The following is an 11,698-nucleotide window of genomic DNA, read 5'->3' as shown; positions in this document are numbered from 1 at the left end:
ATACGTGATAGGAGTCACATTTGCATGAATATATCACCAATTACAGAAATCTTTCAAACTTTTTTTTACAAAGGGTTTGAAATTTTACTTCCAGTTGCGGGAGTAAGTATGATCGTTGTTATTATTCTTGCGGTATTAATGGCAATGATGCAAATTCAAGAGCAGACACTGACGTTTTTACCGAAGATGGCGAGTATTGTTCTTGTTATTATCATACTGGGTCCATGGATGTTTAACGAAATTACAACATTAATTTTAGACTTGTTTGATAAAATTCCGACGTTGCTGCGCTCGTCCTGAAAAAGGGTGACTGAAGATGAATATGGATTTATGGGTTGCAACGTTTTTTGCATTTTGCCGTATTGCTTCATTTTTGTATTTTTTACCGTTTTTTTCAGGGCGATCGATGCCAGCAATGACGAAAATTACATTTGGACTCGGGCTATCACTAGCAGTTGCTGATAAAGTCCATATTTCTCACATTGAGACGATATGGGATGTTGCCGGTTATGCTGGCACACAAATTGTAATTGGATTAACACTTTCAAAAATCGTAGAGTTTTTGTGGGATATTCCAAAGATGGCCGGGCACATTTTAGATTTTGATATTGGTTTGTCGCAGGCAAGTTTATTTGATGTAAATGCTGGTTCGCAATCAACGCTAATCGCAACAATGTTTGATATTTTCTTTATGATTATTTTCGTTGCGCTTGGCGGAATTGATTATTTTGTCTCGACAATTTTAAAGTCGTTTCAATATACAGAAGCAATTTCACAGCTATTGACGAAAAACTTTTTAGATAGTTTATTAGCGACGTTGTTATTTGCGCTTACGTCTGCAGTGGAAATTGCACTTCCGCTTATGGGCAGTTTGTTTATTATTAACTTCGTATTAATTTTAATTGCAAAAAATGCACCGCAGCTCAATATTTTTGCGAATGCGTTTGTCCTAAAAATTACGTGCGGTATTTTATTTATCGCAATGAGTGTACCGATGTTTAGTTATGTATTTAAAAACTTAACGAATGTATTACTTGATGAATATACGAAACTATTTAACTTTTTCTTAACGAAATAGGGGGACGGTTATGGCAAAAGATAATAAAACAGAAAAAGCCACCCCGCAAAAGATAAAAAAAGCACGTGAAGAAGGAAATGTTGCAAGAAGTAAAGATTTAAATAATTTATTTTCTGTTCTTGTTTTAGCAGCGGTTATTTACTTTTTCGGCGATCGTGTTGGGTATGATATTGCCAACTCTGTTGCGGAATTGTTGGACAAAATTAGTAAAAATACGGATATGGCCGAGTATTTTTATTCAATGGGTATACTTCTTTTGAAAATATCAGCACCGGTTCTTGTGCTCGTCTATGCGTTTCATATACTGAATTATATGGCGCAAGTTGGTTTTTTATTTTCAGCTAAAATCATTAAACCGAAAGCATCGCGTATTAATCCGAAAAGTTATTTTACGAGACTGTTTAGCAGAAGAAGTATTGTTGATATTTTGAAGTCATTGTTTTATATGATTCTTCTTGGCTATGTGGCGTATATCATTTTTAAGCGCAATTTAGAGAAAATTGTAAGTATGATTGGATTTAATTGGAGTGCGTCACTTGCTGAAATTATACGGGAAATGAAATATGTCTTTTTAGCCATTTTAATCATTCTTGTTGTTGTTTCTATTATTGATTTTATTTATCAAAAATGGGAGCATGCACAAGATTTGAAAATGAAAAAAGAAGAAGTAAAACAAGAGCATAAAGATAACGAAGGGGACCCTGAAGTAAAAGGAAAGCGAAAAAGCTTTATGCATGCGATTTTGCAGGGGGCGATTACGAAAAAGATGGACGGTGCGACCTTTATTGTAAATAATCCGACCCACATTTCTGTTGCACTTCGTTATGATAAGTTAGTTGATGCAGCACCAATTGTTGTTGCAAAAGGTGAAGACGAGCTGGCGCTTTATATGCGAACACTCGCACGTGAACAAGATATACCGATGGTGGAAAACCGCCCATTGGCGCGTTCTTTATATTATCAAGTTGAGGAAGACGAGGCGATTCCAGAAGATTTATATGTTGCTGTTATTGAAGTTATGCGCTATTTAATTCAAACAAAACAAATTGAAGTGTAGGGCGCGTTTGGAGGAGATTCTGTTTGTTTAAGATAGATTCTGCAAGAACTTATTTTTCTATCTTTTTAGCAGTGTCATTCATTGTGGCACTTTTAATTCCATTGCCACCATTTATACTAGATGTCATTATTGTCTTTTTACTTGGAATGGCAGTGCTCGTATATATGCGGGCAACGAGCATTAAAGAGTGGGATGAGTTAAAGTCATTTCCAACATTACTATTATTAATTGCAATTTTCCGTGTTTCGATTAACGTTTCTACAACACGGGCCATCTTAACAAACGGGAATGCTGGTCATGTTATTGAGGAGTTTGGTCAGTTTGTTATTGGCGGAAATATATTAATTGGAATTGTAATTTTTATCGTACTTATCGTATTCCAATTTATTGTCGCAAATGGTGCTTCTCGTACGGCTGAAGTTGCGGCACGGTTTACACTTGATTCTTTGCCAGGGAAACAGATGTCAATTGATGCGGATTTAAATCAGCGCATTATTACAGATGAAGAAGCAAAGAACAAACGGAAGAAATTAAATATGGAAACAGATTTTTACGGCGCGATGGACGGTGCTGGAAAATTTGTAAAAGGTGATGTTATTTTTAGTATCGTCATCTTATTCGTCAATATTGTTTTCGGATTAATTGTGGGAATGATGCAGCAAGGAATGGGATTTCAAGAAGCTGCCTATCATTATACGAAATTAACGATTGGCGATGGAATTGTGAATCAAATCGGTTCATTATTATTAGCTATTTCGACAGGGATTATCGTTACACGCGTATTTGACGGATCATCTGATACAGTAAACGAAGGTATTTATAAAGAGTTAATGGCGCATGATGTCGTTGTTTATGCACTCGGTGGATTATTTATTGCCATGGGGATATTTTCACCTCTTCCACTCATACCATTTCTAATTGTTGGCGGAGGAGTTATTTTCTTAGGATACAGGAATAAACAACGCTTGAAGAAAGAAGAAGAAGCAGAGCTGCAAAAAGAATTAGAAATGATTCAAAGTGATGACGATCAAATGAAGAAAGTGGAAGATTCATTTGGTGTCTTTACTGATAAATACCCAATTATCGTTGAACTGGGGCTTGATTTAGCGGCTCTTGTGAAACAAAAAATTAACGGAGAAACAGCTCGTGATAAAGTTGTATTAATGCGAAAATCGATTATTACAGATTTAGGAATTAACGTTCCTGGCATTAACTTTAAAGATAATACGAGTTTTAGACCACGTGGACGTTATGTGATTCGAATTAAAGGAGCGAAGGTAGCGGAAGGTGTCTTAAAATCAGGGTATTTATTAGCACTCAAAACACCAAACGTTATGGCAGATTTAGATGCTGAGCCTGCTAAAGACCCAATCTTTGGTGAAGATGGCTACTGGATTTTAGAGCATGTTGTACAAGATGCACAAATGAAAGGGTATCAAGTGTTAGAACCGCTTAGTATTTTAATTACGCATTTAGATGTTATTATTCGTCGTAATGTACATGAACTATTACAACGTCAACATGTGAAAGATTTAATTCAATCTTTAGAGCATGATCACGGCGTATTATTAGAAGAAATTAAGAAAAAAGAAATTGACTTATCTCTTATTCAAAATGTCGTGAAACAATTGTTAAAAGAAGGAATCTCGATTCGGGATTTACCGACAATTATGGAAGGCATTATTGATGGAAAAGAAATATATCAAAATCATGCGGATGGTGTCACTTCTTTCGTACGTGAATGTATTTCAAAGGTGATTTGTGAGCATGCGAAAAATTATGATGGAAAAATTTATGCAGCGCTATTCTCGGATTCAATTGAACTTGATGCTGACGTAGTAAATAATTCGTATCAAGGATATCTATTAAACTGGGATTTAGAACAAGAAACACGTGTCATCGATCAAGTTCAACACATTTTCAAACAATCCCGCTTAATGGGGAGAGACCCCGTTTTATTAACGCGCCGTAAAGATTTTCGATTCGGTATTGTAAGGCTGCTTGATCGTTATCAAATAGAAGCCAAGGTACTGTGCATAAGTGAATTGGCACCTGAAGTAGTCGTAGATCAAATTGCATATATTGAGTAGGGCGGAGGTGAGAGAAAATGGAAAGCACAGCAAAGAAGGAAAGCATAAAGCGAATTCAGGCCCATTCTAAAAGCGAACTATATCATCAACTTTTTGAGGAATTCGGAAATGATTATTACTATGTTGTGGATGAGACAGTAAAACGAAAGATTCCGTTCTTTTGGAAAAAGCAATATGAAATGATTGTAAAAATTCCTCAAAAAAGTGAAGAAGAGCAAGAATCATTTGTAACAGAAATAGTAGAAGAGCAACCAGAGGAAATGATTCGAGCCGAGAAGATACAATCGATTTTACATGACCTGGAGAATAAAACGCATAACATTCCATATACACCAAAGCCATTTGCTCAAAGTGAAGAGTGGATGCAGAAAAAACAAAGATTACTTCAAGTGTTCGATAAGGGACTTGTTGTAATGAAAACTGTGGAAAAACAAGACGCAAAATCAGAAATCGATGAACAGAAGGCAGATGTTTCTCTTGTAAAGGAAATATCAGAAGAGCAAGGAGCATCAGTACCATTTATTATTAAAAAGGTGCTTCGTACACTCGAGAAAAATGATGTAGAGGAACATTTCTTAACAGTATATGAAAAGAAATTACGAGCGAAGTTCGAACATACTTCTCTTATTACTGAAGAAGAAGTATTGCAGTTTATTCTTGAAGATATGAGTACACATTTTCATACAGAAAATGTGTTTGATAAGGGAATACAAACGATTGCCTTAATCGGACCGACAGGTGTTGGGAAGACTACGACACTTGCAAAAATCGCTTGGCAGTTATATGAACAAAATAAAACAGTTGGATTTATTACAACTGATCAGTCCCGGGTTGGGACAGCGCAGCAATTGCAGGAGCACGTGAAAATAATCGGAGCAGAAGTCCTTGCAGTACGTGATGAAGATGGAATGTCTAGGGCACTTTCTTACTTTAAGCAGGAGGTACCAGTTGACTATATATTAATTGATACAGCCGGAAAGAATTATCGTACAATAGAATCTGTACAAGGTACGATTGAAATGATAGAGCAAATTCAACCGGATTATATTTGCTTAACATTATCTGCTTCAATGAAAAGTAAAGATATGGTTGAGATTATTACAAATTTCAAAGATATACATATTAATGGTTTTATATTTACAAAGTTTGATGAAACAGCTAGCATTGGGGAACTATTAAAAATTCCAGCTGTTTCAACTGCACCAATTGTATTTACAACAGATGGCCAAGATGTTACGCAGCACTTGCATATTGCAACAGCTGAACATTTAGCAAGTCAAATGTTACACACATCATAATAAGAGAGCGAGGGAAGAATAAGGTTTTCGCCTTATTCATTATAGTATGAACGGTCTATATATCGGTTCTATGGGAATGATGAACTACATGCAGCATATAAACATGCATGCAAATAACATTGCTAATGCTCAAACAACAGGATTTAAAGTAGATCAAATGACGTCAAAAGTTTTTGATACACATAAAACATACCGTCAAGTAAATGGAAGAGAAACTGCAATTGGAACGGTCGATTATGCCGTTGTACCAAATGCAACACATGTGAATTTGACGCAAGGTACGATGCAAATTACAAATAGTGGTACTGATTTTTACTTAGAAGATGGAAATACAGGTGCAGCTTCTTTCTTTGTAGTTTCAAGAAATAATCAAACATATATGACGAAAGATGGACATTTTACTTTAAATGCAGATCGTTACTTACAAACAACAGCTGGTGCGTATGTACTTGATAGTAATAATGAGCGTATTCGTATTCCTGAAGGTGCGAAACTTTCTGTAAAGGCTGATGGTACTATTTATAATGAAGCGACCAAGCAAAATATTGCGCGGTTACAAACGAAGTCAGTTGATGCAAACATGAAAGCACATCTTGTAAAGCATGAAGACAAAACCTTTACACTAGATGGAACGAACATCGCTAATTTACCGAATGGAACAGCTGCTGTTCATAATTATATGTTAGAAAACTCAAATGTTGATATGACGAAAGAAATGACCGATCTTATGACGAACCAAAAGATGGTCCAAGCATCGCAGCGTGTGATGACAACATTTGATAAAGTGTATGATAAAGAATCGAATGAACTGTTAAGATAAAGGAATGCCTGAGGGGGCATTTCTTTTTTTATTTTAAAATAAGGAAGAGAGGAGAGGGAGAAATGAAATTAAATATTGAGAGAGCTGTCTTTATTGGTCGTACGTTTGAAGAATATTGTGATATGTTCCAATTACATGATGAGGACATACAAAATAAGAAAATATTAGATTGTCCATCGGGCGCTTGTTCATTCACAGCAGTCGCCACATTTCTTCCGAGAGTAGTACCGCTGCTTGTATTAAGTAAAATAGAAATTCCAGAATGGGGGTTGAGATGGCTAAATCATATTCCAATTGCAATATTAGCTGCATTGTTAGCATAAACATTATTTATGAATGAAACGGTGCAAGTGGATTATTTATTAGCGGCCATCCCCACGTTCCTTGTTGTGATTTTCACGCGGAGTTTGCTTCGTGCAGCGCTCAGGGGAATTCACTCCTCCGACTCATTTCATATTGTTTTCATATAAATTTATTATTTTAGAATTTATATGGGTTGTCCTTTATCTAACATTTTTTATGGGAGTGAACCAGTAAACTGTCGTATTTTTGAATAACATATATTCGAAAAAGGGATAAATCAACAAAAAATGATACAACTCGAACAATAGACAGAATTTTTTCGAAAAAAACATTGTAAATCCTGTAAATTAAGTATAGTATTTACATATGTATATATTCATTATAAAGAACGGATAACGATAATAATTAGGAATTAAGTTTCTATTAAAATGCAATTAAGTTCTTAAAAAAGAACGAATTAATTAATAGTACAGAAACTTATGGAAAAGAATCAACTATCTATGTACCATACCGTTCAGAACAAATTTTTAAAAATAACATTAAGTACCTTTTGGTACGAACATGGTGATGTCTCCTAACCACTATCAATGGAGGCACTCGGTTGTGTTGTGGGTAGAATGGCTACCTTAGACGCGTGTCGTCGAAAGCATGGTGTGAGGTCGGGTTAGATGCCCAATATGATGTATGAAAACTTTGGCTATGGTTCTATCTAAGGACAAGCGCCATCCTAAGTTACAGATACCTAGCTTGACAGATATCTGTAACTTAGGATGGCTATTACTCTAGTCTCTGGCTGAGAAAAATGATTCTTGCAAGCGTCTAAAGGAGATAGTCGTAATTATAGATTAATTAACGATTCTGTATACCATAGAAGAAACTATTGAAAAAGTGCTACAACATGAAGAGTTACATAGGGAATTAATCGGATTTACAAAATCAATTACGGAAATAGACATTTTGGGCATACATTTGTAATTTCTGTAGGAGGGAGATAAATTGATCTATAGAGGGAGATTATATTTACTCATACTGATTGATTCGCTAATTGTATTGGCTTCAGCGTATGTAAGTTATTGGCTTATACAGCCTAATGTATTAATGCAAGTACCTATACATTTCATAAGTAGTTCAGCGATATTGCTTTGTTGTCATTATATTTTTGCTAGTTATTACAAGCTGTATAAAAAAGCATGGGAATATGCAAGCATTGGGGAAATGTTACAAATTATTAAGACTGCAACATTTTCTATTCTTATTACAGCGGTAGTACAGCAAGTGTTAAATAGTGATATGTCTATACGAATTTTAATAATAACTTGGATGCTACACATGTTCTTAATAGGTGGTTCACGTTTTATATGGCGTATGTTTCGCGATACTTATATTACAAAAAACACTGATAAAACCCATACATTAATTGTAGGTGCTGGGTCAGCTGGAACAATGGTTGCACGGCAATTGTTAAAAAATAGAGCAACTGATCTATATCCGGTGGTATTTGTTGATGATGATCAATATAAACAAAATCTTGAAATTTTCAATATTCCTGTAGTTGGAAAAACACGAGATATTCAACAAGTTGTAGAACGTTATAACATCAAGCAAATCATTATTGCAATCCCATCTTTAAGTAGAAAAGGAGCACAGGGGATTTTTGAAGAATGTACAAAAACAAAAGCGAGAACACAGATGGTCCCAATGTTAGAGGATATTTTAGATGGGAAAATTTCTGTAAATGAATTTCGAGATGTACAGGTCGAAGATTTATTAGGAAGAGAACCAGTGCAATTAGATGATGCAGGAATCGGTGAAAAGATTACAGGTAGGACAATTTTAGTGACTGGTGCCGGAGGATCGATTGGTTCTGAAATTTGTCGTCAAGTTATGAAATATAAGCCGACTAAAATTGTGCTACTTGGGCATGGTGAAAATAGTATTTATACAATTGAAATGGAATTAAGATCGTTATATAAAGATGAGATTGAAATTATAACAGAAATTGCAGATGTACAAGACCTTCATAAAATGTTTCAAATTATGGACAGGTATAAACCATATATCGTATATCATGCCGCAGCACATAAACATGTTCCTTTAATGGAACGGAATCCAGAAGAAGCTGTGAAAAATAATGTTATTGGCACAAAGAATGTTGCAGAAGCGGCGGATATGTTTAAGGTCAATACGTTTGTAATGGTCTCTACTGATAAAGCGGTAAATCCAACAAGTGTAATGGGGGCGGCAAAGCGTGTTGCAGAAATGATTGTACAACATATGGACACTGTAAGTGAAACGAGATTTGTTGCAGTTCGTTTTGGCAATGTGTTAGGAAGTAGAGGGAGTGTTATTCCACTATTTAAGAAGCAAATTCAAAAAGGTGGTCCTGTTACTGTTACACATCCTGATATGGTTCGTTATTTTATGACAATTCCAGAAGCTTCACGTTTAGTTATTCAAGCGGGTGCGTTAGCTAAAGGTGGCGAGGTATTTGTGCTTGATATGGGGGAACCAGTTAAAATTATTGATTTGGCAAAAAATTTAATAAAACTATCTGGCTATACAGTTGAAGAGATTGGAATTGAATTTACTGGTCTTCGTCCTGGTGAAAAAATGTACGAGGAACTTTTAAATGAAAATGAGGTATATCCTAAACAGATATTCCCTAAGATTCATATTGGCAAAGCGATGTTAGTTGATCAGGTAATGTTGCAAAAGTTTTTACATGGGTTCCAGTTGATGAATCAGCAAGACATAAGGGAAACCTTGCTTTCTATAGCAAACGATTCAAAGAGAAAAGCCATCAGTTCTTAGTAGTTTGCTACATGTATCTTAATGTAAAAGGACTGTATAAAAAAAGTATTTGAATAGGTGATATAAATGTCAAAAAAAGTATTGTTTTGTGCAACAGTAGATTATCATTTTAAGGCATTTCATTTACCTTATATGAAATGGTTTCAAGATAAAGGATGGGAAGTTCATGTGGCAGCAAGGGGGGATATAGAACTTCCTTTCGTGGATGAAAAATACAATATTCCAATTAAACGGTCGCCTTTTCACATGAATAATGTGAATGCTTATAAAGAACTAAAAAAGATTATAGAGAAGCATAATTATGAAATCATTCATTGTCATACACCTATGGGGGGAGTACTTGCACGCTTAGCTGCACGTAAAGCTAGAAAGAAAGGAACTAAAGTCATATATACGGTACATGGTTTTCATTTTTTTAAAGGAGCACCATTTATAAATTGGCTCGTGTATTATCCAATAGAACAAAGTTTGAGTCGTTATACAGATTGCTTAATAACAATAAATGAAGAAGATTATCAATTGGCGCTCAAAAAGTTTAATCAAAACATATGTATAAAAAAAATTCACGGTGTGGGAGTAGATTTAGAAAAATTTAAAACTGTTAATGATCAAGAAAAAATGAAACTTCGTAAAAAATATGGTTTTCGTATGGAAGATTTTATTTTAATTTATCCAGCAGAACTTAACCTTAATAAGAATCAAAAAGTCCTTCTGGAGAGTATTGTGTTATTAAAAAATCATATTCCAAATATTAGACTTCTTCTACCCGGAGAAGGAAGTATGGAAGAAGAATATAAAAAATTCTTAAAAGATAATTATATTGAAGAAAATGTCTTTCTTTATGGATTTTGTGAACATATTCATGAATTAATTCAGCTTTCCGATCTTTCTGTTTCTTCTAGTTTACGAGAAGGATTAGGGATGAACCTTGTTGAAGGTATGGCATGTGGAAAGCCTGTTATAGCGATGGATAATAGAGGTCATAGAGAATTAATTAAACAAGGTACGAATGGATTTATATTTCACAAGGGTGATGAACTTGTAGAAAGAGTTTTGGAGATATATACATCATCTGTTAAAAGAGAAGAAATGGGGAAAATGGGGATTTATATTTCTAAAATATATTCCCAAACTAATACATTAAAAGAAATGGATGAAATTTACGGAATGTATATGAGGTTAACTTCTCCTAGCTTAAGTACTAACGCATTTAAAAGTAGAAAATTGTAAAAATCTTTGTTTGTTTCGTTTTAATATTTTATAAGATGTGTAGCATACCCAGAAATATAAATTTAATTCGCTCTTTGGAAGAATCGTTAATTAGTGAAGAGGAATAGATTGGGGGGGTGAGGGCAGTGTTAGTCACTATAGGGTTACCTTTTTATAATTGTGAGAAGACCTTACAAACTACTATACAGTCCATTTTTGCTCAGACATATTCAGAATGGGAACTTGTGTTAATAGATGATGGATCTTCAGATAGATCATTGGAACTAGCTCAATCAATTAAAGATCCTAGAGTAAAAGTATATCATGATGGAGAAAATAGGGGATTAGTATATAGATTGAATCAAATTACTTCTTTAGCAAAAGGTGAGTATATTGCTAGAATGGATGCAGATGACATTATGCACCCAGAACGAATCAAAAAACAATTGGAATTTCTTCAAAGCAATCCCGATATTGATTTGATTGGCACACGTGCTTATATCATTAATGAGAATGATGATATAGTTGGAAAACGAAAAGTGATAGGCGATAATATTGAACCGCATATAGTACTTGCCAAAGGGTTATTTATTCATCCTACTGTAATGGGAAAAGCAGAATGGTTTCGTTCAAATCTATATTCTGAAGAATACGTTAGAGCTGAAGATCATGAGATATGGGTTAGAACGCTTGAAACTTCAAATTTTTTCATTTTGGAAGAACCTCTTTTGTTTTATAGAGAAAATAGCTGCATTAACTTAAAGAATTATAGATTAAGTTGTAAAACCGATAGAAAAATATTTAGGAATTATGGACCAAATTCAGTTGGAAGGATTGAAACTGTAAAGCTAGTTGTTAAGTCATGTCTAAAAGAGTATATTTATATTCTTTTTAGTATGTTAAAAGCAGAGCAATTTCTAATTAACAAAAGAAATAATCATATAGTTGACGCCGAGTTAGTAGAAACTGGGATGTTGATAGAGAGAATTCAAAAGTGCAAATTACCTATATAAATCTACCTTAATTTTTCGT

Annotated in this window: 9 protein-coding genes and 1 pseudogene; all 10 read left to right on the top strand. The window is 34.5% G+C overall.

From position 1 onward, the window contains the following. The first annotated feature begins 24 nt into the window (after positions 1-24). On the top strand, positions 25-300 hold the full coding sequence (locus AB1279_RS15905) for a flagellar biosynthetic protein FliQ (protein WP_336482924.1): 276 nt from the start codon (positions 25-27) through the stop codon (positions 298-300). Positions 301-316: 16 nt separating this feature from the next. Continuing rightward, entirely contained in the window at positions 317-1,078 is a 762-nt protein-coding gene (locus tag AB1279_RS15900) for a flagellar biosynthetic protein FliR (RefSeq protein WP_429759827.1), read from the top strand. Between the two features lie 10 nt (positions 1,079-1,088). Then, positions 1,089-2,135 carry a flagellar type III secretion system protein FlhB gene (flhB, locus tag AB1279_RS15895; RefSeq protein ID WP_429759826.1) on the top strand — a complete coding sequence of 349 codons (1,047 nt, stop codon included), beginning with the start codon at positions 1,089-1,091 and terminating at the stop codon, positions 2,133-2,135. Between the two features lie 23 nt (positions 2,136-2,158). Next, positions 2,159-4,225 carry a flagellar biosynthesis protein FlhA gene (locus AB1279_RS15890; RefSeq protein ID WP_429759825.1) on the top strand — a complete coding sequence of 689 codons (2,067 nt, stop codon included), beginning with the start codon at positions 2,159-2,161 and terminating at the stop codon, positions 4,223-4,225. A gap of 17 nt (positions 4,226-4,242) precedes the next feature. Then, the gene (gene flhF, locus AB1279_RS15885) at positions 4,243-5,523 is read left to right on the top strand and encodes a flagellar biosynthesis protein FlhF (RefSeq protein ID WP_429759824.1); all 1,281 of its coding nucleotides are present in this window, start codon (positions 4,243-4,245) and stop codon (positions 5,521-5,523) included. A 46-nt stretch (positions 5,524-5,569) separates the two neighbouring features. Further along, positions 5,570-6,343, top strand: coding sequence for a flagellar hook-basal body complex protein (locus AB1279_RS15880; protein WP_429759823.1), 774 nt, complete (start codon positions 5,570-5,572; stop codon positions 6,341-6,343). 161 nt (positions 6,344-6,504) lie between these two features. Further along, a pseudogene (locus tag AB1279_RS15875) lies at positions 6,505-6,813 on the top strand (AzlD domain-containing protein). A gap of 829 nt (positions 6,814-7,642) precedes the next feature. Next, positions 7,643-9,457, top strand: coding sequence for a polysaccharide biosynthesis protein (locus tag AB1279_RS15870; protein WP_429759821.1), 1,815 nt, complete (start codon positions 7,643-7,645; stop codon positions 9,455-9,457). A gap of 66 nt (positions 9,458-9,523) precedes the next feature. After that, positions 9,524-10,687, top strand: a complete 1,164-nt coding sequence (locus AB1279_RS15865) for a glycosyltransferase family 4 protein (protein WP_429759819.1) — start codon at positions 9,524-9,526, stop codon at positions 10,685-10,687. Between the two features lie 125 nt (positions 10,688-10,812). After that, positions 10,813-11,679 carry a glycosyltransferase family 2 protein gene (locus AB1279_RS15860; protein WP_429759817.1) on the top strand — a complete coding sequence of 289 codons (867 nt, stop codon included), beginning with the start codon at positions 10,813-10,815 and terminating at the stop codon, positions 11,677-11,679. The last annotated feature ends 19 nt before the right edge of the window (positions 11,680-11,698 follow it).

The organism is Bacillus sp. S14(2024) (genome assembly GCF_050473785.1).
In the GTDB taxonomy this organism is placed as follows: Bacteria; Bacillota; Bacilli; order Bacillales; family Bacillaceae_G; genus Bacillus_A; species Bacillus_A yunxiaonensis.
The sequence above is the reverse complement of the archived record's forward strand: the minus strand, read 5'-3'. Positions and strand labels throughout refer to the sequence as shown.

Excerpts from the sequence above, each read along its gene's own strand:
- AB1279_RS15905 (WP_336482924.1), top strand. The coding sequence starts at position 25 with ATGAATATATCACCAATTACAGAAATCTTTCAAACTTTTTTTTACAAA.
- AB1279_RS15900 (WP_429759827.1), top strand. The coding sequence starts at position 317 with ATGAATATGGATTTATGGGTTGCAACGTTTTTTGCATTTTGCCGTATT.
- flhB (WP_429759826.1), top strand. The coding sequence starts at position 1,089 with ATGGCAAAAGATAATAAAACAGAAAAAGCCACCCCGCAAAAGATAAAA.
- flhF (WP_429759824.1), top strand. The coding sequence starts at position 4,243 with ATGGAAAGCACAGCAAAGAAGGAAAGCATAAAGCGAATTCAGGCCCAT.
- AB1279_RS15880 (WP_429759823.1), top strand. The coding sequence starts at position 5,570 with ATGAACGGTCTATATATCGGTTCTATGGGAATGATGAACTACATGCAG.
- AB1279_RS15865 (WP_429759819.1), top strand. The coding sequence starts at position 9,524 with ATGTCAAAAAAAGTATTGTTTTGTGCAACAGTAGATTATCATTTTAAG.